The sequence below is a fragment of the Vibrio comitans genome, assembly GCA_024346835.1.
In the GTDB taxonomy this organism is placed as follows: domain Bacteria; phylum Pseudomonadota; class Gammaproteobacteria; order Enterobacterales; family Vibrionaceae; genus Vibrio; species Vibrio comitans.
On record AP024866.1, the window covers coordinates 207,885 to 230,607 of the forward strand.

The following is a 22,723-nucleotide window of genomic DNA, read 5'->3' on the forward strand; positions in this document are numbered from 1 at the left end:
ATTAGAATCAATGCCCTGATGGAAGCATCCATCAGGGCATTTTTGATCATTCAAGGTGCAGATCAAGAGGGGTTTTGCTGTCCCTACCGCCAATCTCTCGGGTCAAGGATGGCACCAGATAACCAGAGACCTCTTTCATTAACCCTGCCATCAATGCCTTTGCTTTTTCATCACTTATGTAAAAGTGTGCAGCGCCCTGCACCTTGTCCAAAACATGCATATAGTAGGGCAGAATACCGACGCTAAAGAGTTGCTCGCTTAGTCTTTTCAGTATCAATACATCGTCATTCACCCCTTTCAGCATAACCCCTTGATTGAGTAGGGTGACACCACTTAGCTTCAACCTAGACATAGCAGTAGCGAATTCTGCGTTGATCTCGTTGGGATGATTAAGGTGAGTCACTAATACTGTGTTCAGTCGGGTTTCCTTTAGCATTGTGCACAGTGCGTCGGTGATTCTGCTAGGAATTACAACGGGTAATCGAGAGTGTATTCGCAATGTGCGTATATGCTCAATCTTCTCTATCTCTTGCACAAGCCATTGCAACTCATGGTCTTTAGCCATTAACGGGTCGCCACCCGATAAGATCACTTCATTGATCTCTGGATGTTGAGCTATATAGTCGAGGTTTTGTTGCCAGACGGACTTAGAGCCCTTGTTTTCTGAATAGGGAAAGTGGCGGCGAAAGCAGTAGCGGCAGTTAATGGCGCAACTTCCCTTGAGAATAAGTAGCACTCGGTTCTTGTATTTGTGCAGTAAGCTCGGCTGCTGATTGTCCTGCTCTTCGAGGGGATCGGTGGTAAACCCATCTACCTGTGCAAACTCTTCAGCTATAGGCAAAACTTGCAGTAAAAGCGGGTCATTGGGATTGCCTTTTTCCATTCTCTCGACAAAGCTTAGAGGCACTCGCTGAGCAAAAAGTTTGCGCGCTGCGAAACCATCAGCATAATGTTGAGGGTCAATTGCTAGCATTGAGAGCAGTTCAGCTGGATCTGAGATCCCATTCGCCAGTTGTTGTAACCAGTTTTGTTCAACAGATACGGCTTTTTGGGTTATTATATGCGGCATTAAAACTTACTCTAAGAATCTAAAGAGGAAAAAATGGCTACTGTAAGTACCAATGAATTCAAGGGCGGTTTAAAGTTCATGCTCGATAGCGAGCCGTGCACTATCCTAGAAAACGAATATGTTAAGCCAGGTAAAGGCCAAGCGTTCAACCGCGTTAAAGTACGTAAACTAATCTCTGGTAAAGTTTTAGAAAAGACATTTAAGTCTGGTGAATCTGTAGAGTTAGCTGACGTACTGGATATCGACCTAGATTATCTATATTCAGACGGTGAATTCTACCACTTTATGAACAACGAGACATTTGAACAAATCGCTGCTGATGAAAAAGCAGTAGGTGAAAATGCTAAGTGGTTGGTAGAAAACAACACTTGTATGATCACATTGTGGAACGGTAACCCAATCGCTGTAACTCCACCAAACTTTGTAGAGCTAGAGGTTGTTGAAACTGACCCAGGTCTAAAGGGTGATACTCAAGGTACTGGCGGTAAACCAGCTACACTGTCTACAGGTGCAGTAGTTCGCGTACCTCTATTCATCCAAATTGGTGAAGTAGTTAAGTGTGATACACGTTCTGGCGAATACGTTGGTCGTGTAAAGTAATCACTGATTACAAAGCATAAAAAAAGAAAGGCCGCGGTTCATAGAACAGCGGCCTTTTGTTTATTTATGTCTAGCCTTAAATCATGAATACGAACACAACAGCCAATCCACTTAGGAAGGCAGCAGTGAAGTAAACTGCAACTTTACCAGCAACACCTGTGTGTAGCTTAAGGTCGTGCATTCCATGGTGTAGACGGTGCATTGCATGCCACATAGGGAACGCAATGGTACCAATTACGAATAGACCGCCAATAATAGTGGTAACGAAGCTAGAGACTCGCTCATAGCTCATAGCTTCAGCATCAATGATGCCTAGTGGCACTAAGATACCTAAAACAAATACGGTTACTGGGGTGATCATGGCAAACCATGAACCACCGGCACCAAATAGTCCCCACCATACGGGTTCGTCTGAACGCTTAGGGTTTCGATTAATCACATTCGACTCCTTATACAATGATGAGAACAACGAGAGAAATAAACGCTACAGCAGCCCACTGAGCAAGTACGATGGTTTTCTTGTCTATCGCCTTACCCTTGAAGCGCATTGGCATAACCTGAGGCATCATATTAAAGAAGGTATGAGCATGAAACAGACTGCCGGCTAATGCTAAGATATTGATTAAAATAACGATAGGGTGGCTCATGAACTCCAGCCATGTTGCCCAAGAATCCGGCCCTTTAACCAAAGCTCCCAATCCAAAGGTAATGAATAGGGTGAACAGAATCAAAGGTAGAACTGTCGCTTCTCGCAGCATGTAGAAGCGGTAGAAAGAGTGATCTTTCCACCATGTGCGCTTCATCTCGCGAACATAAGGTTTACGATTACTCATTACACATCCTCCGGCTTCAACATTGCGATGACAAAATCTTTTGAAGATTCAATCTTGCCTTGGTTTACTGCGCCCGCTGGATCAACGCTCTTCGGACAAACTTCAGAGCAGTAACCGACGAAAGTACAGCCCCAAGCGCCGTTGTCACCATTAATTAGCTCCATACGCTCTTGTTTACCATTGTCACGGCTATCTAAGTTGTAGCGATGAGCGAGAGTAAGAGCTGCAGGACCTAAGAAGTCAGGGTTTAATCCAAACTGAGGACAAGCTGCGTAACAAAGACCGCAGTTGATGCACGCGGCAAATTGCTTGTAGCGAGCCATTTGCTCTGGGGTTTGAATGTTAGTACCGTCTTCTGGCGTACGGTCATTGCCAATGATGTAAGGCTTGATTGCTTCAAGGCGCTCAATGAATGGCGTCATGTCGACAATTAAGTCTTTTTCGATTGGGAAGTTAGCCAAAGCTTCAATCTTTAAGCCATCTGGGTAATCACGTAGGAAGGTCTTACAAGCAAGTTTCGGCACCTGATTAACCATGATTCCACATGAGCCACAGATTGCCATTCGGCAAGACCAGCGATACGAGAGATCTTTATCTAGATGATCTTTGATGTAGCCCAGAGCATCAAGCACTGACATGGTTTCATCAAATGGCACCTCGAAGGTTTGAAAATACGGTTCTGAGTCTTTCTCAGGGTCGTAACGGAGAATGTCTACTTTTTGAATACGAGCTGGCATTACTGTTGCTCCTCCGCGTTATTCGCCGCTTTCTCTGCCGCTGCAGCTTCTTCAGCCGCCGCGCCGTACAGGCGAGCTTTTGGTTGCGATTTGGTAATGGTCACAGAGCTGTAGTCAATACTCGGTGCACTCTGAGGCGTGTAGTAGGCAAGTGAGTGTTTTAAGAAGTTCTCATCATCTCGCTCAGTACAACCTTCATCTAGACGCTGGTGGGCACCACGAGACTCTTTACGTAACAAAGCAGAGTGAGCCATAGCTTCGGCTACTTCCAGGCCGTAGCCCACCTCAATGGCGTACAGAAGGTCAGTATTGAATACCTTGCCCTTGTCCTTGATGCTGATTTTCTTGTAACGCTCTTTTAGCTCAGAAAGCTTGTCGATGGTTTCTTGCATGAGATCTTCACTACGGTAGATACCACAGCCAGATTCCATTGCATGTCCCATTTCTGTGCGAATAGTAGCCCAGTTTTCATCGCCATCTTGAGTCATCAGAGCTTGAATGCGAGCTTCAACAAGTTCAACTTGAGCCTGAATAGCATCATCGTCCCAGCCTTGGAATTCGCTAGCACGCTTAACGGCTTCTTCACCAGCCACACGACCAAATACCACAAACTCAGCCAGTGAATTTGAGCCAAGACGGTTTGCACCGTGCAAGCCCACAGACGCACACTCACCAACGGCAAATAGACCCTTGATACGAGTTTCGCATTTCGGGTTTGTTTCAATACCACCCATGGTGTAGTGAACTGTTGGTCGAATAGGGATTGGTTCTTTAGCAGGGTCTACGTTGACGTAGGCTTTAGAAAGCTCACAGATAAATGGCAGACGCTCTTGCAGGTACTCCTCGCCCAAGTGGCGAAGATCAAGATGCACAACATCCCCCAGTGGATGTTTGATGGTGTTGCCTTTTTGCTGCTCGTGCCAGAATGCTTGCGATACTTTATCGCGAGGGCCAAGCTCCATATATTTGTTTTTAGGTTGGCCTACTGGTGTTTCAGGGCCCATACCGTAGTCTTGCAGGTAACGGTAGCCATCTTTGTTGACTATGATACCGCCTTCACCACGACAACCTTCGGTCATCAGGATGCCAGTACCAGGAAGACCTGTTGGGTGATATTGAACGAACTCCATATCACGCAGTGGTACGCCGTGGCGGTATGCCATGGCCATGCCGTCGCCCGTTACGATGCCACCATTGGTATTCGTATGATAGACACGACCAGCACCACCGGTTGCGAGAACAACAGATTTAGCCTTGATAGTCACTAGCTCGCCTTCTGCCATGTGAATAGCAACTAGGCCTTGAACTTCACCTTCGACTACAAGTAGGTCAACAACAAAGTACTCATCGAAGCGTTTGATTTGCGGGTACTTTATTGAGGTTTGGAATAGAGTATGTAGCATGTGGAATCCGGTTTTATCTGCAGCAAACCAAGTTCGCTCAACCTTCATACCACCAAAGCGGCGTACGTTTACTTCACCGTTTTCTTTGCGGCTCCACGGGCAGCCCCATTGTTCCATCTGGATCATTTCGCGCGTCGAATTCTCTACAAAGAACTCAACAACATCTTGTTCGCAAAGCCAGTCACCACCACCAACGGTATCGTTGAAGTGATTGTCTAAGCTATCCTCTTCTTTAACGACGGCAGCAGAGCCACCTTCTGCCGCTACAGTGTGTGAGCGCATTGGATAAACCTTGGAAATTAAAGCAACTTCCAAATCAGGGTTCGCTTCAGCTGCTGCGATAGCAGTTCGAAGACCGGCACCCCCTGCGCCGATGACCGCGATATCTGTGTGTAGTATTTTCACAGTTATCCTCCAGAGTGTTAGGCAGGTTATCCTGCTCGTGATTTTAAGTTTCTTAAGAAATGCTACGCTCCATTGTATGGGATGCGTGTTGCGAAAAAATTGATTTACCTAGTTTTTTGATGCCGATTCAGGTGAAAAAAGCTAAAAAGAACGGGGACTGTGATCATTATCATGTCAAAATAAGCATCTGAATCTACGAAACTTATTCAATTCATTTCACAGGAAATACTATGAGTACTTTCAACTGGCAGCCATCTGCAGACTTATCTTCTTTAAAAAGAAGAGCAGAGCTCATCGCTCATATCAGGCAGTTTTTTGTTGAGCGCAATGTATTGGAAGTGGACACTCCGGCAATGAGCCATGCCACTGTGACCGATATTCATTTGCACACCTTTCAAACGGAATTTATTGGTCCTGGGTATGCAGATGGAAGAAAGCTCTTTTTCATGACCAGCCCTGAGTTTCACATGAAGCGTTTATTGGCTTCTGGTAGCGGTTGTATTTATCAGATAGCAAAAGCATTTAGGAACGAAGAAGCGGGTCGTTACCATAATCCAGAATTTACGCTCTTGGAGTGGTATAGAGTAGGATTTGATCACCATGACTTGATGGATGAGATGGACCAATTATTGCAGCTTGTACTGTCATGTGAGTCGGCTGAGCGTATGACCTATCAGCAGGCTTTTATTGATGTATTAGGCGTGTGCCCATTACAGGGCAATATGAATGAATTGAAAGCCGTCGCCGGAACTCTAGGGCTATCAGACATTGCAGAATCAGAGACAGACCGAGATACGTTATTACAACTGCTATTTAGTATTGGTGTCGAACCTAAAATAGGACAACAGGCTCCAGCATTTGTCTATGACTTCCCTGCCTCGCAAGCCGCATTAGCGAAGATAAACCCAAATGACAGCCGGGTAGCCGATCGCTTTGAGGTTTACTTTAAGGGCATTGAGTTGGCAAACGGCTTTCACGAGTTGGATGATGCAGAAGAGCAGTTGCGCCGCTTTGAACAAGATAATGAGAAGCGCATGCAAACGGGGCTACCTTCTCAACCGATTGATTATCATCTGATTGAGGCACTGCGCCATGGATTGCCGCAATGCTCAGGGGTTGCTTTAGGTATCGACAGATTAATTATGCTGGCCTGCAAACAATCCCATATTGATGAAATTACTGCGTTTCCATTTCCCAGAGCCTAAAACTGACAACGATAAACCGTCAGCTAACGATTAATCCCGTGCCGACAACGGCCAAGATTGCGCCATACCACGCGTAGCGACTTGGTCGTTGTTTGGTGATAAACCAAAGCAGAGGAAGCACCATAATCGGTGTAGTGGAAGAGAGCAGCGCCACCATACCCACGTTGCCTTCTTGCAGTGCGTATAGTATCAGAGTCATACCTACAGCCATGGCTAAGAATCCATTTAAGGCTGTGATCGCAAGTATCTTCAAGTTGATGGCTTGTTTCGCTTTGGCCAGTTTGGCACCACTAAATAAAAACAGTGAATGCGCCACAAACGCCGTAATCATTCTAATGGCCGACGCTGCCACAGGGTCGATACTGGTTTGCATTACTGGCTTAGCAATGATGCCGCCTAGAGCTTGGCAAAGTCCAGACAGCAGACCTATGCTGATCCCCACCGCCATTTTCCCTTGTAACGACTCCCAATCATGCTTCCCTGATTGTTTTCGGCCAAAGAAGATCGCGATAACAACGCCAGCAAATACCAACAGCGCCCCTAGAAGTTCGATACCACTCCAGGTCTCACTAAAAAGCCAATATCCGAGTACCGCTGAAAACACGGCGTGACAAGAAAATAGAAGACCCGCTTGTCGCGGCCCCATTCTATTCATGCAGGCAAAAAGGGCAGTATCACCAATGAAAATACCAATCAGGCCTGAGAGCATCATTAGCGTCATATGCTCTGCACCAACGGTTGCCCAACCTCCAGTAATAGCTGCCATACTGGATAACATAATTGCGGTACACCCCATCCGCCAACGACTGTAAGCAAAGGGGCCAAGATGGCGAGCAGGTTTGACTGAAATTAGGCTAGATATCGCCCATAAGAAGGCCGCGGCAAGGGCCAACCATTCGTATCCCATGGTGCACATTGAGGTTTTTGATAGATACCCTCAATATGCACCATATTGTGAGGATTAGAAACCCTCGATTGAAAGGTGTTACTCAGGCCAGACTCGGCTTTGAGTCGTGGTTGAGGCGAAGTACTTCACTGCCTCGTTGGGAACATCGCAGAAAATACCGTCCACTCCCATGGTTTTTAAGCGTTGCCAGTCTTCTTGGCGGTTTACCGTATACACGTAAACTTTGAGTCCGCGTTTCTTTGCATCATCAACCATTTCACCATCGATAACATGCAGGTCGATATTGACACTGTACGCATTGAGCTCTTGGGCAAATTGACACAGCCCGATTGGTTTACTGGCAGTTAATGCCGCAAGCTTCAGCTCGGAGCGCTGGCGGTTTAGCTCTGCCAACCAGTGATGATTGAAGGATGACACCAATATCTGACTGTGATTGAAGCCACACTCATTGACGGCATAGTCGAGATGAGTGAGTAGCGTCGCTATGTCATCTAGCCCCTTTAGCTCAATGTTTAAAGCACAACGACCAGATAGGTGATGCAGTGTTTCTCTGAGAGTTGGAATCTGCTCACCTTCACCAGCATCGAGTTCTTTTAAGCCCTTAGCTGAAAACCAATTGAGTGGCCCCGCGCCATCAGTAGTGCGATTGACCCAGCTATCGTGAATAACCCAGAACTCTCCTTGATGTTGATGGATGTCTAATTCGATAGCTTTTGTTCCACCCTCTAATGCGTTCTCAAAGGCGAGCAACGTATTCTCTGGGTGGGTTTCTCTTGTTCCTCTATGGGCAACAACAAACATAACATCTCCCTAGTTAAGTTATACCAATCGTCCTAAATAACTGTTCACTTACTTAGTGTGGTTGGTATTAAAGCTTGGCACTCCTTTTAGGTTAGGATAAACATAGCAACGTAGACGAGTGCTAGGCCGACGATGCCAAGGATAATGCCTGTTTTCGCCATGTCCTTACTCTCAATAAGTCCAGTGGAGTAAGCCAATGAATTCGGTGGCGTTGAAACAGGTAGGATCATGCCTAGTGATGCTGAGAATGCGACGACTATCAGTAGACCTTGTAATCCTCCAGTCGCGGCTAGGCTAGGCATGGACGCACCAATTGCCGCAGCAATCGGCATTAATAAGTTGGCGGTTGCGGTATTGGACATAAAGTTTGCCATTAACCAGCAGATGATGGACAGCGTGAGTACTACAGCAACAGGGGATAGGCTCTGATAATCAATAGAATGAGCTAACCCTTTGGCTAGGCCTGTCTTATCTAGAGCTAGTCCAATTGCGATACCACCGGCAACCAACCATAGAACGTCCCAGTTAATCTGTTTGATTTCGGCTTTGCCCATGATGCCAGTAAGTGTAAATATCGCCAGAGGGATCACTGAAACGACGTAAGTGTTCATTCCGTGAAGCTTGGTGGTCATCCACAGCACAATGGTGAGTGCAAAGGTGATGTAAACAACGATTGCCTTCCAAGACTTTAAGAACTCCCCCTCGAGCGACAGCACCATTTTATCTTCTGATGATGGGAATAATTTTTGTAGTAACAGCCAAGCAATCGCTAATTGTACGATCACAAACGGCAGGCCAAACATCATCCAACTTAGAAAGTCGATACTGTTCTCACCAGTAAGGTACTGCAAGGCAATGGCGTTAGGCGGAGTACCAATTGGCGTGGCGATACCCCCGGTATTAGCAGCGATAGGAATACACAGAACTAAAGCCTTGATACCCAAATCGCCTGGCTTAGCCGATGCCACGATAGGGCCGAGTAGTGCCAGCATCATTACCGTGGTTGCGGTATTCGACATAAACATGGAGAACACGGCGGTAATCAGCATTAAGCCAAGCATGATGTATCGAGGTTGAGTGCCAAATGGCTTCAATAGAACTCGAGCTAGGTTGTTATCTAGTTGGTACTTAGAAGCGGCAATAGCTAAAGCAAACCCGCCCATAAACAATATGATGATGGGTGAAGAGAAAGATCCCAGTATGTCCGTATAGGGAATTAGAGTGCCAAAGGCTTCATTGGCGTGATCAACGATGAGAACGTTCAATCCCTTATCGGATAAGAAAATAAGCTCTAGGGTAATGATCAGTATGGAAGTAGCAAAAACGGGAACGGGCTCTAATACCCAGAGTAGGGCGGACATGATGAAGATAGCCAACAGTCGATGTTGAACCACAGTAAGATCGTTAATTGGGATCCAACTGCTTGGCATCATCAATATTAGAATAGGTATAAGGATGCAGAATGCTAACTTAATTACCTGGCTCGAATTTTCTTTGTCCATTCCATCACTTCCTCTCTACATGGAACATGCAGATTATCGAAAAGTTATTGCAAGTGTTTGGATGTCATGCAATTTTTTTTGAAATGATAAAATTTATTCGAGATTATTTTGCTTTTAATCAAAAAAAAGCAGAACGAATTTCACGTTCTGCTTCTAAATGTAACTCAATTTGGCAGGAAGAAGGTTAGGCTTCTTCTTCGTCGTCAATCTCAAAATTGGTGTCTAGAGGCTCCTGTGACAAAATAATGCCGGTATTGTCTGCATACAAGTAGTCCTCGGGCAAGAAACTCACACCACCGAAATTAACCGGAACATCAAGTTCACCGACATCCGTTTGGCTTGCCCCGACAGGTATAGATGCTAGGGCTTGGATACCAATGTTCATATCCTCGAGCTCATCAACTTCACGTACTGAGCCATAAACAACAAGACCTTCCCATTCATTTTCCTCAGCGAGAGAAGCTATCTCAGCATCAATCAAGGCTCGTCGAAGTGAACCTCCGCCATCAATAAGCAATACTCGACCTTGCCCATCTTGTTCGAGAACAGAGCGAATCAGTCCATTGTCCTCAAAGCATTTGATGGTGGTTACCTGACCTGCGAATGACGCACTACCACCAAAATTGCTAAACATTGGCTCTACGACATCAACCTGATCTAAGTAGACGTCACACAGGGCTGAAGTGTTGTATTCCATAATCAGAGTCACCTTTTAAGTTAGTATTCTTACGCTCGAGTATATCCTGCAACCGTAATTGAAAGTTGATGCAAGTTAACTTTTTAATTAAACAATAATAGCTAAAGAAAATAATAAGTTAGCAATTAGTGCAAGTTTTACTACTCCAGCCATCAGTGGAGCGATGGCTAAACTGTCAGTTGCGCGGTTAAGTGAACGCAAATGCAATAAGCTTGGAAGCAAAATCAAACCGGTCAAAAGCAAGCTGATAGGGCTAAAATGATTATTGAGTACGAAGATAAAATAAGCCAGCCATGCAGTTAAGACAATAAATGCGTGATAGTGCTTGGCCATAGCTAATCCCATGCGCACAGCCATTGTAGTTTTACCAAATGCACGGTCGTTATCAATATCTCGCATGTTATTGACATTGAGCACCGCTACAGCAAGTAAACCGGTAGCGGTAGCAGGCAAAAAGAGATCGGCAGAGATAGTGTTGGCATGCAGGTAAAAAGTCCCACCTACACCTAACAATCCAAAGAATACATAGACAGATAGGTCCCCTAAACCAATATAACCATAAGGTTTTTTCCCTACCGTGTAGGCGATAGCACAAAATATTGCGAGGACACCTAAACCGAGGAAGATACCGATATCCACCATAGTGGTTAAAGATGTTAGAATTAGCGCCAGACCCGCTGCTAGACTCATCAGTGAGCACAGCACCATTGCATTTTTCATCTGTTTCGCCGTTATCTCGCCCGACTGAATCGCTCTCGTAGGGCCAAGTCGATCTTGATTATCGGTTCCTTGTTGAGCATCACCATAATCATTGGCAAGGTTTGATAATATTTGTAGAAGGGTTGCGGTGAGTAGAGCCAGAATGCTGACACCCCACGAAAACTGCTGGTGGGTATAGGCTAGGCAACTTCCAGTTACGATAGAAGTTAAAGCCAAGGGCAATGTTTTGGGTCTAGCGGCAGATAGCCAATGAGATACAGACAAAGTAATAATAGCTTTTTACGTTACAGTAAGAGTGCTTGAGTATAGCAAAACTCTTTTCTATTTCGATCTAATTAACAATGACCTAGGGTATTGAGTCGCTTAATGAAAACAAAGCAGAGAATTGTGCAAGGCGCGCTGGAGTTGTTCAATCAACAAGGTGAGCGCAACGTTACCACCAATCATATTGCTGCACATCTTGGCATCAGCCCCGGAAACCTCTATTACCATTACTCCAACAAACAAGAGATAATCCGAGCTATTTTTGAGGACTATACCTCCGAGCTGTTGGATAGGTTTCGTCCCTATGAAAGTCAAGGTGAGAGCTTAGTGTTGTTAAAACACTATGTAAATTCGACCTTTTCTCTAATGTGGAAGTACCGGTTTTTCTATGCCAATTTAGCCGATATTGTGAGTCGCGATACTCAATTACATCATGCCTATTTGGAAGTTCAAGAAAAACTAAGGGTGAATCTAGTCGCTATCGTACAGTCATTTCTTACTCTCGATCTCATCGAGGTCGATCCTCAGGATATGCCAAGATTAGTTACTAATTTGCATTTTATTGCTACGGGCTGGCTCGGTTATCAATCGGCAATGAATGCTAACCAAAAAGTCACAGAGGCTATGATTATGCAGGGTATGTTGCAGATCTTGGCCATGGTAAAACCTATGGCCACTCAACTAGGTAGAGAACAGCTACTCTTGCTTGAGGAAGGCTTGCAAATGAGCTGTGCCACTGAGGAATAAAAAAAGGAGCCTAAGGCTCCTTTTTACTGTGTTGCAAGTGCTCGCTATTAGCGCTTGTGAGCGTAAGCTGTGCCCAGTCGAGTAACAGCTTCAAGTTGCATGCTGTCGTCAAACTCAATGGCATCTTTAGGGAACAGGTTGATCACTGTTGAACCTAGCTTAAAGCGACCCATCTCTTCACCTTTCTTAATGTGGATAGCTTTCTCTCCATCCGCAGGATAATCCCAACGATAGACAGTGTTTCCACGAGGAGGTGTAACGGTGCCAGCCCAAATTAGCTCAATACTACCGACTATGGTAGCGCCGACAAGAACCTGTGCCATTGGGCCAAATTCAGTATCAAAGATACATACTACACGCTCGTTACGGGCAAATAGATTCTCTACATTCTCAGCAGTTAGCGGGTTTACCGAAAACAGGTCACCAGGAACATAGATCATTTGTCTTAATGTGCCATCGCAAGGCATATGCACGCGGTGGTAGTCGCTAGGCGATAGGTAAAGCGTAGCAAAATTACCGTCAGCAAAGCTTTCAGCAAGGTTGAGATCGCCACCAAGCAATTCACGAGCTGAGTAGCTGTGTTTCTTTGCTTGAATGAGCTTACCATCTTCGATTGGACCAAATTGACTCACACAAGCATCTGCTGGATGTGTGATAACCGAGTCGTCTTCAACAACAGGGCGAATTCCTGGCTTCAGTTCGCGCACGAAAAAATCGTTAAAGGTTTCGAAGTGCGCAGGATCTGAGTGCAGCGCTTCGTCCATGTTAATCTTGTATTGCTTGATGAAGCCGCGAATGATCGACGTGGTAACCCCGCCAAGTTTCGCAGATGCAAGCTTTCCAACCAGGCGCGTTAGGCCGTGTTGTGGCATCCAGTATTGGGCACCGACTTTGATTTTATCAATCACAATAAGGTCCGTTATTCCTAAATTGGGCCAGAATGTTACTCAAACTGGCATCGTTTGTCTAAATATACTACTGATCTAGTTTCTTGTTTTTCGAGTACTGACGGTTGGCTTTCATTTCGACCATGCTTTCAATGATCTTCTGGTAGTTCTCAAATCGGTTAGGGTGAATTTTACCGTCGATAATTGCTTGCTGAATGGCGCAACCAGGGTCATCGGCATGCTTACAATCCCTAAATTTACATAGACCAAGGAACTCTCTGAATTCAACGAAAGCTGTGGTGACTTCATCTGCTTCTAAGTGCCACAGACCAAACTCACGCACTCCTGGTGAATCGATAAGATCGCCACCTGCTGGGAAGTGGTATAGTCGTGCTGCCGTTGTGGTGTGCTGACCTAACCCTGAGTTCTCTGAGATAACGCCTTCTTCTACTTCTAGTTCTGGCATTAATGCATTAACTAAGCTCGATTTCCCTACACCAGATTGACCGACAAAGATATTGATCTTACCCGCAAGCTCAGCTTCTAACTCTGGAATGCCTTCGCCAGACTCTTTACTCACCAATAAAACCTTGTAGCCGATATTGCTGTAGATCGTTAACTGTTTCTTGAGCTCAGCAAGTTGTTCTGGAGTAGTTAAATCAATCTTATTAAGTACTAATAATGGTGCTATGTTTAGGGTTTCTGACGCAATCAGGTATCGGTCGATAATAGACAAAGAAAGTTCAGGCAGCACGGAAGAGACAATGACCATTTGCTCTACGTTGGCAGCAACTGGTTTAAGGCCATCATAGTAGTCGGGTCTAGTGAGCATTGAAGTTCTTGGCTCTACTGCTTCTACAACACCAGAGATACCCGCCATAGATTCAAGGCCAATTCGCCATAACACCCGGTCACCGGAGACTAAGCTTTCAATACCACGGCGTAAGTTGCAGCGATGAATCTCTCCAGTCTCAATATCCTCAATATCAGCATGCTGCCCAAATCGAGTGATTACTAAGCCCTTCTTGGTTTCACCAAGCATTTGCTCATCCCATTGAACAGTTTTGTCTTGTTCCAGTCGCTTCTTTTGATTTCCGCGTACTCGACGTACTTGTCCTTTGGTTAGCTTCTTCTTTTTAGCCATGTATTATCTAGTGTCCAGTTGGCTTTCTATAATTGAGGAGTATGATATACCCAATTGACCTCAAGATGCGAGACTAAGCGATCACTGCTTGCTTTTATGTAGCCATTTAGTCAGTCCACTGAGATTTCATTCTTTCACAACAATAATAGGCAATTTCATTCATGGCGTTGAACGATAAAAATTTAATTTGGGTCGATCTTGAAATGACAGGCTTGGATCCAGAGACACATAAAGTTATCGAAATAGCATCTATCGTTACTGATAGTGAATTAAACATTCTTGCTGAAGGGCCTGTTATTGCAATTCACCAGCCAGAGTCTGAGTTGGCTAAGATGGACGATTGGTGCACTAACACCCATACCAATAGTGGCTTGGTAGAGAGAGTTCAGAACAGTGATATCGATGAAGATAAAGCCGTTGCTCTGACGATAGAGTTCCTTGAAAAGTGGGTGCCGAAGGGAGCTTCACCTATTTGTGGTAATAGCATTGGTCAAGACAGACGCTTTTTGTATAAACATATGCCAGAGTTAGAACAATACTTTCACTATCGTTATGTTGACGTGAGTACGCTCAAAGAACTCACTCGTCGATGGAAACCTGAAGTATTGGATGGATTTACTAAGAAAGGTGTACATTTAGCGCTAGATGATATTCGAGAGTCAATCGCTGAACTTCGTTATTACAGAGATACAATCATGAAGATCTGATGTTTTTTTATTCAGTTAAAGCACTGAGATAAAAAAAATCAGAATTAAGGCTTGCATCACAAAAATAACCTCTTATAATTCGCATCCCTAAACGGCACAAAGACGTTTATGATGCGACACTAGCTCAGTTGGTAGAGCGCAACCTTGCCAAGGTTGAGGTCACGAGTTCGAACCTCGTGTGTCGCTCCAAATAAAAAGTTTTCATCGTACTTAACGGTGACACAATTCGGACGCGGGGTGGAGCAGCTTGGTAGCTCGTCGGGCTCATAACCCGAAGGTCGTCGGTTCAAATCCGGCCCCCGCAACCACTTTCTAGACAGTGTGGATGGCTTGTCCTTCATGCAGTCAACGGAATGCGACACTAGCTCAGTTGGTAGAGCGCAACCTTGCCAAGGTTGAGGTCACGAGTTCGAACCTCGTGTGTCGCTCCAAATAAAAAGTTTTCATCGTACTTAACGGTGACACAATTCGGACGCGGGGTGGAGCAGCTTGGTAGCTCGTCGGGCTCATAACCCGAAGGTCGTCGGTTCAAATCCGGCCCCCGCAACCACTTTCTAGACAGTGTGGATGGCTTGTCCTTCATGCAGTCAACGGAATGCGACACTAGCTCAGTTGGTAGAGCGCAACCTTGCCAAGGTTGAGGTCACGAGTTCGAACCTCGTGTGTCGCTCCAAATAAAAAGTTTTCATCGTACTTAACGGTGACACAATTCGGACGCGGGGTGGAGCAGCTTGGTAGCTCGTCGGGCTCATAACCCGAAGGTCGTCGGTTCAAATCCGGCCCCCGCAACCACTTTCTAGACAGTGTGAATGGCTTGTTCTTCATGCAGTCAAAGGAATGCGACACTAGCTCAGTTGGTAGAGCGCAACCTTGCCAAGGTTGAGGTCACGAGTTCGAACCTCGTGTGTCGCTCCAAATAAAAAGTTTTCATCGTACTTAACGGTGACACAATTCGGACGCGGGGTGGAGCAGCTTGGTAGCTCGTCGGGCTCATAACCCGAAGGTCGTCGGTTCAAATCCGGCCCCCGCAACCACTTTCTAGACAGTGTGAATGGCTTGTCCTTCATGCAGTCAATGGAACGCGACACTAGCTCAGTTGGTAGAGCGCAACCTTGCCAAGGTTGAGGTCACGAGTTCGAACCTCGTGTGTCGCTCCAAATTTTTGGAATGATTGATCGAAACACGAGAAACCTCGTGTCTCACCCGGAATAGGGCATCTGGTCGAGTCGTTCCAATTTTTGGAATGTTTGACCAAAATACCCCTCTCTCTACATTAGTATTACCCAGCTCTTTATCCTTTATCTATAACTTTTCACAATCTCTGTGAAACGCCCATTATTACACTCCATTAAGAATTAACTCACAGACTTATCCACAAAACCATATCTGTGGATAACTTGGTTGATAAAAATTTTAGCAAATGAATTCAGTGGATCTTTTGTCAAGATCTAATTTCATCATAAGAAAGTCGACAGTTATTACTCATAGCCTAATACCTTGTAATATAAGGCTTGTGGGCATTTATTTTTGATCGTGAGAATGTAATAAATTGATCTTAAATGTCACTTTATTTGATCTTCATCATATTCCGTGTCTGTGTTTAACTTTAGGGCATGTCGAAATGAGACTTGCTTTATATTCTTTTTCCACATTACCAATGTACTTACCATTTTATGCTGAATTAAAGGTTCAACATGCGTTTGATGGCACTTATTTGGTTTTACTAATGGATATTTGTTCTGAATATTCTAGGGGGGATGACATAGCCTCTCTAGCTAGGCATCTCTAGGCAGTCCTTTCTGAACAATTCGAATTAATCGTTGTTGTTTGGTGGAGGTTAATGGAGTCTGAGAGTTAAGCCGTTCGATAGCATAGGTGATATGGTGGTCCAAAACGTCACAAAGCCCAAGTCTGCTATCTAGAGCTGTTATGGCTTCGTCACTGTAAGCGCTATTTCCTAAAGCAATAGCGAGGTTTCGCAACCACTGCAAGTGACCGATGCGGCGTATTGCCGAGCCCTCGAAGTTTTTAAGGAACTCTTGTTCGCTCCATAAGAAAAGCGTAATTAGGTTGCTGTCTTTAATGCTCTCTCGTCGATGAAAGTCTGTTTGCTGCGTAAGTTGCGCATGTCGGTTAAACGGGCATACCAGTTGGCAGTCATCACAACCATAGATGCGATTTCCCATAGCATCACTAAGTTCACTCTCAATGATTCCATCATATTCTATGGTTAGATACGAAATGCATTTGCGAGCATCAATGACACCATCTTCGATTATTGCCCCTGTAGGGCAACTTGTGATGCAAGAGCGGCATTTTCCACATTGGTTTTCTACCGGAGCATCGACAGGAAGGGGCAAACCAATTAATAGCTCGCCAAGAAAGAACCATGAGCCTGCATCTTCATCGAGTAGCAAGGAGTGTTTGCCCGTCCAGCCTAGGCCTGCTTTTTCGGCTAATGGACGCTCCAACACCGGAGCCGAATCAACAAAGGGGCGGTAGTTCAACTCCCCAAGTTCATCTTCGATTTTCTTGGCTAAGTGTTTGAGTTTGTTTCTCATTAACTTATGGTAATCACGACCTAACGCATAGCGACTAATATAGGCTTGGGCAGGATCTGAAAGGTTACTGGCGAAATGAGCTTCCGGAGGAAGGTAATCTAAACGCACACTTATCACTCTTAACGTGCCAGGATGCAGCTTTTCCGGATGCAGGCGCTTATCTTCATTTCGCTCCATCCATTCCATACTGCCGTGGTAGCCATGAGCAATCCATTTCTTTAGGCCTTCTTCATGCGAAGAGAGGTCGACATCGGTTATTCCTACTTTTTGGAACCCGAGTTCATTGCCCCAAAGTTTGATTTGATCTGCCAAATATTGAAGATTCATTGATGCTGTCATTCGAAGAGAGTTGAGTCTATTTTAGCGAATAAACTTGTCGACATGTAACACTGCAACTCATTCGAAGTACTTTTGAACGAAATTTCTTGGTCATAGTCTACCAAAGAGGCGGGTTTGCTCGACAAAACGCGCTGAGTGGAGATAATTAGGTCATTATTAATGAAACCAAGTAAAGACTATTCTTTTATGACCCAGAAGCACTTCTCCCTCAAAGATGAGCATGACACAGTAAAAATGGGAGCGAATTTATCAGCTCTATGCTCAGAGCAAACAACCATTTATTTACATGGTGATCTTGGTGCAGGAAAAACCACCTTTAGTCGTGGCTTTATCCAGTCTATGGGGCATAAAGGTAACGTTAAGAGCCCAACTTATACCTTGGTTGAACCCTATGATTTGCAAGATTGGCAGGTATATCATTTTGACCTTTACCGCCTTGCTGATCCTGAAGAACTCGAGTTTATGGGAATTCGAGACTATTTTACCCCTGACGCAATCTGCCTTGTAGAATGGCCAGAGAAAGGGGAAGGGTTGCTTCCTAAAGCAGATTTAGATATCGACATTCGCTATCAAGGCGAGGGTCGTGTCGCTACCATTACCGCAAACAGTGACAATGGATTAACACTGATTGAAAAGCTGGAGCTAAATTGATTAAGAATTCAATATGGGCGTTTGCCTTGTTGTTTGTTTCTTCGTTATTTGCCGCTGTGCAAGCGAATGAGATAAAGGACATCCGCATTTCGACCACCAATAAAGAAACAAGGACTGTTATTGATCTTAGCCAGTCAGCCGAATTCAGCTACTTCACTTTAGGTAGTCCTGACCGTTTGGTTGTGGATCTTAAGAACACATCTAATCGTTCTAAATTACCTAAGTCGGTAACCAAGAGCCCTATCTTAACGAAAGTAAGAGAGAGTTCTCCTCCTAATAAAAGCACCTTTCGATTGGTGTTTGAGTTGAAGGGAAAGTCCTCACCTAAATTATTCAAGCTTAATCCTGGAAATGGTGCTGGTCATCGTTTAGTTATCGATTTCCCTCTTTCAGCTACAAGCCAATCTGAACCAGCGGCTAAGCCAGTTGTTGCAACAAAGACTACCGTACCTAGTCGACAAGATGTGGTTATTGTTATTGACCCTGGCCACGGTGGTAAAGACCCAGGTTCTATTGGGCCGAGCCGTAAATATGAAAAGCACACCACACTGAGTGTTTCAAGAAAGCTTGCTGCGCAATTGAATGCTACCCCAGGTATTCGAGCTAAGTTGACTCGAACGGGTGACTACTATGTGAATTTAGATCAGCGCGTCGCGATTGCCGACCGTGAGAAAGCACACCTATTTATCTCTGTGCACGCAGATGCCTTTACCTCACCTCAACCAAGAGGTGCTTCGGTTTTCTTCTTGAATGATCGCCGTCGTAACACAGAAATCTCTCGCTGGGTAGAAAACCAAGAACGTCAATCTCAGAAGTTAGGTGGCACTTCCACAGTGACCCGAGCGGATAAAAACGTAAACCAAACATTGCTGGATCTGCAGTTCACCCATTCAAAGCGCGAGGGTGAGAAGCTAGCAACAGAGATACTCGGTGAGTTGAAAAAGGTCGCTCGTCTACATAAAAGTAAGCCAAGTGAAGCCAGCCTAGCGGTGTTGCGCTCACCTCAAATACCATCTGTGTTGGTTGAGACAGGGTTCATTTCAAATCCGACTGAAGAGAAACTTCTCTTTCAACGTTCATATCAAGATAAGTTGGCGAGTGCTTTATCACGTGCAGTCGTGACCTACTTAAAACAGAACCCGCCTGAAGGGACCGGATTTGATAACAGCCCTAATCACGGTGGAACCTATGTTGTTCAGCGAGGTGACTTCTTATCGAAGATTGCTCAAAAACACGGAGTATCCGTGAGTGCGATTAAATCGGCTAACAACCTGAAAAGCGATACAGTCAAAGTTGGCCAGAAGCTGACTATCCCTGGTGCATCAGTTCCGACGAAAACACTCAATACCGTAGAAACCAAGACAGTCACCCATGTGGTGAAATCTGGAGAGTACTTAGGCAAGATAGCCAGTCGATACAAGGTGTCGGTCGCTTCGATAAAGCGAGAGAATAATCTTAAATCAAATACGGTACGTGTCGGGCAAAATCTTAAGATTACTGTTGCTGTAAAGGACGCACCAATCAGGCGTCATAAGGTTCAGCGAGGAGAGTTTTTGGGTAAAATAGCCTCTAAGTATGGGGTGACTGTAAGTAGCATTCGCAGCGCCAATAACCTTCGTTCTGATGAACTTGCCATTGGACAGACGCTGATTATTCCAAATCGATGAGCGAAATTAAGATACTACCAGCAAGACTGGCAAACCAAATAGCAGCTGGAGAGGTGGTTGAAAGGCCGGCCTCTGTGGTGAAAGAGCTCGTTGAAAATAGCATCGATGCTGGTGCTACTCGTATCGATATTGATATTGAAAAAGGTGGCAGTAAACTGATTCGCATCAGGGATAACGGAAAGGGCATCATTAAGGATGAACTTCAACTTGCCCTGAGCCGACATGCGACCTCTAAAATTACGACCTTAGATGATCTTGAAGCTATCATGAGCCTTGGTTTTCGTGGAGAAGCACTGGCAAGTATCAGTTCAGTCTCTCGCTTAACCTTAACCTCAAGAACAGCGACACAAGAGCAAGCGTGGGCCGCTTATTCTGAAGGCCGAGATATGCAGGTTAAACTGCAGCCGACTGCCCACCCTGTAGGGACTTCGGTTGAGGTATTGGATCTTTTCTTCAATACCCCAGCAAGACGAAAATTTCTACGGACTGAAAAGACAGAGTTTACTCATATTGAAGAGCTGTTAAAGCGTATTGCCTTAAGCCGCTTTGATGTCACTCTTAACCTTAGACACAATGGCAAGCTGGTTAAACAGTATCGTGCAGCAAAAACTGATCGCCAAATAGAGCAACGCATTCAATCTGTCTGTGGAAAAAACTTTGCAGACAACATGCTTAAGGTCGAGTTGCAACATCAAGATCTCAAGTTGTGTGGTTGGATAACCACGCCTGCTGCAGCACGTTCTCAAGGTGATCTACAGTACTGTTATGTGAACGGCAGAATGATGCGCGATAAACTCATCAATCATGCTATTCGCCAAAGCTATGAACTCGCATTACGCCCAGAACAGTTTGCAGCTTACGTGCTGTTCATCGAGATAGATGCTCATCAAGTGGATGTGAATGTCCACCCAGCGAAGCATGAGGTGCGTTTTCATCAAGCGCGATTAGTGCATGACTTTATCTATCAAGCTCTTGTCGATGCGCTAGGTCAGTCGCAACAGATTGTCTCAGAGGAGAGACGACAGAGTGCGTTCGCTACACCTCATCCACAGCAATCGACTGTAAGTGAAACAGAGCAATCCACAGTCACACCTAGCCCAGAGTCGAAGCCATCATCACCGTCGCCTTCACAAAGAGAAGCGCAGGCGATGCAGCAGATTCCTGCATACCCAAATAGGGTGGAATCGGCAGAATCGTCTCGTACTGCACAGCGAAGTGAAGGGCAGGCTCGCTCAAGTTGGGGACAGAATAATACGCCAAGAGCACCAAAGCCTCAGGTGTCTGAGCAAGAAGCGAAAGTCTATCAGCAACTCATGACCGTTGAGTCTAGCTCTGTTACAGAGACACCACCCTCAGTTGCGGCTCAGCCTATAAATCAGTTAGGGAAAGCGCTAACCGTGGTTAATGAGCGTTTCTTGTTGATCAACACCGATGCTGGATGCGGGCTGCTCGCTTTGTCATATGCGGAAATATTAAAACTTCGAGGGCAATTGTCAGTAGATCAAAGACAGTTGGTTAAGCAGCCGCTGTTGATTCCTCTTGCATTGCGAGTAAGAAGTGAAGATATCGATCTACTCAAACAAATGCAGCCTATGCTTGAGCGTTTTGCGATTCAGTTGATGTTTAAAGCGGGAGCCAAAGTGATGATAATGGCAGTCCCCCAACCTCTGAGGCATCACAATCTTCAGCAGCTGTTTTCAAAGCTCATCGATATGTTGAGCGACGGACAGCAATTGTCGTTTGAGCAGTTAAGCTTGTGGTTAGCTTCTCAGGTAGCAGAACAAAATAAGACCTACACTTTGTCAGAGGCGGTTCAGCTACTCTCTGACTTGGAGGGTGCGTCCGCACAGGGTCTAAACTTAAAAGATAAGAAACTTATTCAATTAGTGGATTTTTCCACCCAAATTAAAGCGCTATCACATGAATGATAAATTGCCTTTGGCCATATTTTTAATGGGCCCAACGGCCTCCGGTAAAACCGAACTGGCGATTCGCCTTCGACAACGCTTTCCCATTGAGCTAATCAGTGTGGACTCAGCGCTAATATACAAAGGGATGGATATAGGTACGGCCAAGCCGACAGCGGAAGAGCAAGCCGCTGCCCCTCATCGCCTGATTGATATTATCGACCCAGTAGAATCCTACTCAGCAGCAGACTTTCGTCGTGATGCACTACAGCTAATGGATGAGATTACCGCGCAAGGTAAGATCCCTATGCTAGTAGGGGGCACTATGTTGTACTACAAAGCTCTATTAGAGGGGCTTTCGCCATTGCCTGCCGCTGATCAAGAAATTCGTGCACAAATCGAACAAGAAGCCACGCAAAAGGGCTGGCAAGCCCTGCATGATGAACTAAAACAGATAGATCCAGTCTCAGCGGAGCGTATTCACCCCAATGATCCGCAGCGTTTATCTCGCGCTTTAGAAGTTTTTCGCATTTCTGGAAAGTCGCTAACAGAGCTGACGCAACAGAAGGGAGAGCCTATCCCTTATGATGTGAAACAGTTTGCTATTGCGCCTCAAGAACGCTCTCAACTGCATCGACGTATCGAGCTTCGCTATGAAAAAATGGTGGAGGCTGGGTTTGAAGATGAAGTAAGAGCCTTGCATCAACGCACTGATTTGCATCCAGATCTTCCTTCAATTCGTTGTGTAGGCTATCGTCAGATGTGGGGCTACCTAGAAGGGGAGTACAGCTTTGATGAGGCAATCTTCAAAGGGGTCTGTGCAACAAGGCAATTAGCGAAGCGCCAGATTACTTGGCTTCGTAGTTGGAAAGACCTAACTTGGCTCGATAGTCAAAATATCGATCATGGGGTAGAAACTATCGCAAATGTCATAGCATCTAATTGAATTTGCTGTGTATAATATGATCGT

General features: G+C 45.2%; 21 protein-coding genes and 9 tRNA genes. 17 read left to right on the top strand and 13 right to left on the bottom strand.

The features are described from left to right. Positions 1-46 precede the first annotated feature (46 nt). Positions 47-1,069 (bottom strand): EF-P beta-lysylation protein EpmB, encoded by a 1,023-nt coding sequence (gene epmB, locus OCU46_RS00995; protein WP_141272782.1) that lies wholly within the window; start codon positions 1,067-1,069, stop codon positions 47-49. 33 nt (positions 1,070-1,102) lie between these two features. Between epmB and efp the strand changes: the two genes are divergently transcribed. Beyond that, positions 1,103-1,669, top strand: a complete 567-nt coding sequence (efp, locus tag OCU46_RS01000; RefSeq protein WP_141272784.1) for an elongation factor P — start codon at positions 1,103-1,105, stop codon at positions 1,667-1,669. Positions 1,670-1,745: 76 nt separating this feature from the next. Here efp and frdD read toward each other — a convergent pair whose 3' ends face one another. From frdD to frdA, 4 genes are read right to left on the bottom strand one after another with little or no spacing between them, the layout of a single operon-like run. Then, positions 1,746-2,108 (bottom strand): fumarate reductase subunit FrdD, encoded by a 363-nt coding sequence (gene frdD / locus OCU46_RS01005; protein ID WP_141272786.1) that lies wholly within the window; start codon positions 2,106-2,108, stop codon positions 1,746-1,748. A 10-nt stretch (positions 2,109-2,118) separates the two neighbouring features. Then, the gene (gene frdC / locus OCU46_RS01010) at positions 2,119-2,502 is read right to left on the bottom strand and encodes a fumarate reductase subunit FrdC (protein ID WP_141272788.1); all 384 of its coding nucleotides are present in this window, start codon (positions 2,500-2,502) and stop codon (positions 2,119-2,121) included. Continuing rightward, positions 2,502-3,239 carry a succinate dehydrogenase/fumarate reductase iron-sulfur subunit gene (locus OCU46_RS01015; protein ID WP_141272790.1) on the bottom strand — a complete coding sequence of 246 codons (738 nt, stop codon included), beginning with the start codon at positions 3,237-3,239 and terminating at the stop codon, positions 2,502-2,504. Before OCU46_RS01015 ends, frdC begins: the two co-directional genes overlap by 1 nt. Continuing rightward, positions 3,239-5,047, bottom strand: a complete 1,809-nt coding sequence (gene frdA, locus OCU46_RS01020; RefSeq protein WP_141272792.1) for a fumarate reductase (quinol) flavoprotein subunit — start codon at positions 5,045-5,047, stop codon at positions 3,239-3,241. The genes OCU46_RS01015 and frdA overlap by 1 nt, the downstream gene beginning before the upstream one ends. Before the next feature lie 230 nt (positions 5,048-5,277). Here frdA and epmA point away from each other — a divergent pair, with 230 nt between their 5' ends. Further along, complete coding sequence (gene epmA, locus OCU46_RS01025) at positions 5,278-6,252, top strand: elongation factor P--(R)-beta-lysine ligase (RefSeq protein WP_141272793.1); 975 nt, start codon at positions 5,278-5,280, stop codon at positions 6,250-6,252. Between the two features lie 19 nt (positions 6,253-6,271). Here epmA and OCU46_RS01030 read toward each other — a convergent pair whose 3' ends face one another. The 5 genes from OCU46_RS01030 to OCU46_RS01050 all read right to left on the bottom strand — a co-directional run bounded on the left by OCU46_RS01030 (position 6,272) and on the right by OCU46_RS01050 (position 11,149). Then, complete coding sequence (locus OCU46_RS01030; RefSeq protein WP_141272795.1) at positions 6,272-7,159, bottom strand: DMT family transporter; 888 nt, start codon at positions 7,157-7,159, stop codon at positions 6,272-6,274. Between the two features lie 78 nt (positions 7,160-7,237). Beyond that, the gene (locus OCU46_RS01035) at positions 7,238-7,960 is read right to left on the bottom strand and encodes a glycerophosphodiester phosphodiesterase (protein ID WP_141272797.1); all 723 of its coding nucleotides are present in this window, start codon (positions 7,958-7,960) and stop codon (positions 7,238-7,240) included. 86 nt (positions 7,961-8,046) lie between these two features. Next, positions 8,047-9,462 carry an SLC13 family permease gene (locus OCU46_RS01040; protein WP_141272799.1) on the bottom strand — a complete coding sequence of 472 codons (1,416 nt, stop codon included), beginning with the start codon at positions 9,460-9,462 and terminating at the stop codon, positions 8,047-8,049. 184 nt (positions 9,463-9,646) lie between these two features. Next, positions 9,647-10,159 (bottom strand): ribonuclease E activity regulator RraA, encoded by a 513-nt coding sequence (gene rraA, locus OCU46_RS01045; RefSeq protein ID WP_141272801.1) that lies wholly within the window; start codon positions 10,157-10,159, stop codon positions 9,647-9,649. Positions 10,160-10,246: 87 nt separating this feature from the next. Further along, positions 10,247-11,149 (bottom strand): 1,4-dihydroxy-2-naphthoate polyprenyltransferase, encoded by a 903-nt coding sequence (locus OCU46_RS01050; RefSeq protein WP_141272803.1) that lies wholly within the window; start codon positions 11,147-11,149, stop codon positions 10,247-10,249. 96 nt (positions 11,150-11,245) lie between these two features. Between OCU46_RS01050 and OCU46_RS01055 the strand changes: the two genes are divergently transcribed. Continuing rightward, entirely contained in the window at positions 11,246-11,890 is a 645-nt protein-coding gene (locus OCU46_RS01055; RefSeq protein WP_141272805.1) for a TetR/AcrR family transcriptional regulator, read from the top strand. Between the two features lie 47 nt (positions 11,891-11,937). Here OCU46_RS01055 and asd read toward each other — a convergent pair whose 3' ends face one another. Next, a complete protein-coding gene (gene asd / locus OCU46_RS01060) occupies positions 11,938-12,795 on the bottom strand; it encodes an archaetidylserine decarboxylase (protein WP_141272814.1) in 858 nt (285 codons plus the stop codon). Between the two features lie 70 nt (positions 12,796-12,865). Next, a complete protein-coding gene (gene rsgA, locus OCU46_RS01065) occupies positions 12,866-13,921 on the bottom strand; it encodes a small ribosomal subunit biogenesis GTPase RsgA (RefSeq protein WP_141272807.1) in 1,056 nt (351 codons plus the stop codon). Between the two features lie 161 nt (positions 13,922-14,082). Here rsgA and orn point away from each other — a divergent pair, with 161 nt between their 5' ends. The 10 genes from orn to OCU46_RS01115 all read left to right on the top strand — a co-directional run bounded on the left by orn (position 14,083) and on the right by OCU46_RS01115 (position 15,785). After that, on the top strand, positions 14,083-14,628 hold the full coding sequence (gene orn / locus OCU46_RS01070) for an oligoribonuclease (RefSeq protein ID WP_017033086.1): 546 nt from the start codon (positions 14,083-14,085) through the stop codon (positions 14,626-14,628). Positions 14,629-14,741: 113 nt separating this feature from the next. Further along, a tRNA-Gly gene (locus OCU46_RS01075) sits at positions 14,742-14,817 on the top strand. A 42-nt stretch (positions 14,818-14,859) separates the two neighbouring features. Next, positions 14,860-14,936: transfer RNA gene (locus OCU46_RS01080), tRNA-Met, on the top strand. 47 nt (positions 14,937-14,983) lie between these two features. Then, positions 14,984-15,059 (top strand) — tRNA-Gly (locus OCU46_RS01085). A 42-nt stretch (positions 15,060-15,101) separates the two neighbouring features. Then, positions 15,102-15,178 (top strand) — tRNA-Met (locus OCU46_RS01090). 47 nt (positions 15,179-15,225) lie between these two features. Further along, a tRNA-Gly gene (locus tag OCU46_RS01095) sits at positions 15,226-15,301 on the top strand. A 42-nt stretch (positions 15,302-15,343) separates the two neighbouring features. Then, positions 15,344-15,420 (top strand) — tRNA-Met (locus OCU46_RS01100). A gap of 47 nt (positions 15,421-15,467) precedes the next feature. Continuing rightward, a tRNA-Gly gene (locus tag OCU46_RS01105) sits at positions 15,468-15,543 on the top strand. 42 nt (positions 15,544-15,585) lie between these two features. After that, a tRNA-Met gene (locus OCU46_RS01110) sits at positions 15,586-15,662 on the top strand. 47 nt (positions 15,663-15,709) lie between these two features. Continuing rightward, positions 15,710-15,785, top strand: a tRNA-Gly gene (locus OCU46_RS01115). Between the two features lie 618 nt (positions 15,786-16,403). On the opposite strand, the gene queG is transcribed toward OCU46_RS01115, so the two are convergent. After that, positions 16,404-17,516, bottom strand: a complete 1,113-nt coding sequence (gene queG / locus OCU46_RS01120; protein ID WP_141273540.1) for a tRNA epoxyqueuosine(34) reductase QueG — start codon at positions 17,514-17,516, stop codon at positions 16,404-16,406. 198 nt (positions 17,517-17,714) lie between these two features. Here queG and tsaE point away from each other — a divergent pair, with 198 nt between their 5' ends. From tsaE to miaA, 4 genes are read left to right on the top strand one after another with little or no spacing between them, the layout of a single operon-like run. After that, positions 17,715-18,179 (top strand): tRNA (adenosine(37)-N6)-threonylcarbamoyltransferase complex ATPase subunit type 1 TsaE, encoded by a 465-nt coding sequence (gene tsaE, locus OCU46_RS01125; RefSeq protein WP_017027518.1) that lies wholly within the window; start codon positions 17,715-17,717, stop codon positions 18,177-18,179. After that, entirely contained in the window at positions 18,176-19,846 is a 1,671-nt protein-coding gene (locus OCU46_RS01130) for an N-acetylmuramoyl-L-alanine amidase (protein WP_141273542.1), read from the top strand. The genes tsaE and OCU46_RS01130 overlap by 4 nt, the downstream gene beginning before the upstream one ends. Then, entirely contained in the window at positions 19,843-21,774 is a 1,932-nt protein-coding gene (mutL, locus tag OCU46_RS01135; protein WP_141273544.1) for a DNA mismatch repair endonuclease MutL, read from the top strand. The genes OCU46_RS01130 and mutL overlap by 4 nt, the downstream gene beginning before the upstream one ends. Next, positions 21,767-22,699 (top strand): tRNA (adenosine(37)-N6)-dimethylallyltransferase MiaA, encoded by a 933-nt coding sequence (gene miaA / locus OCU46_RS01140; RefSeq protein WP_141273546.1) that lies wholly within the window; start codon positions 21,767-21,769, stop codon positions 22,697-22,699. The genes mutL and miaA overlap by 8 nt, the downstream gene beginning before the upstream one ends. The last annotated feature ends 24 nt before the right edge of the window (positions 22,700-22,723 follow it).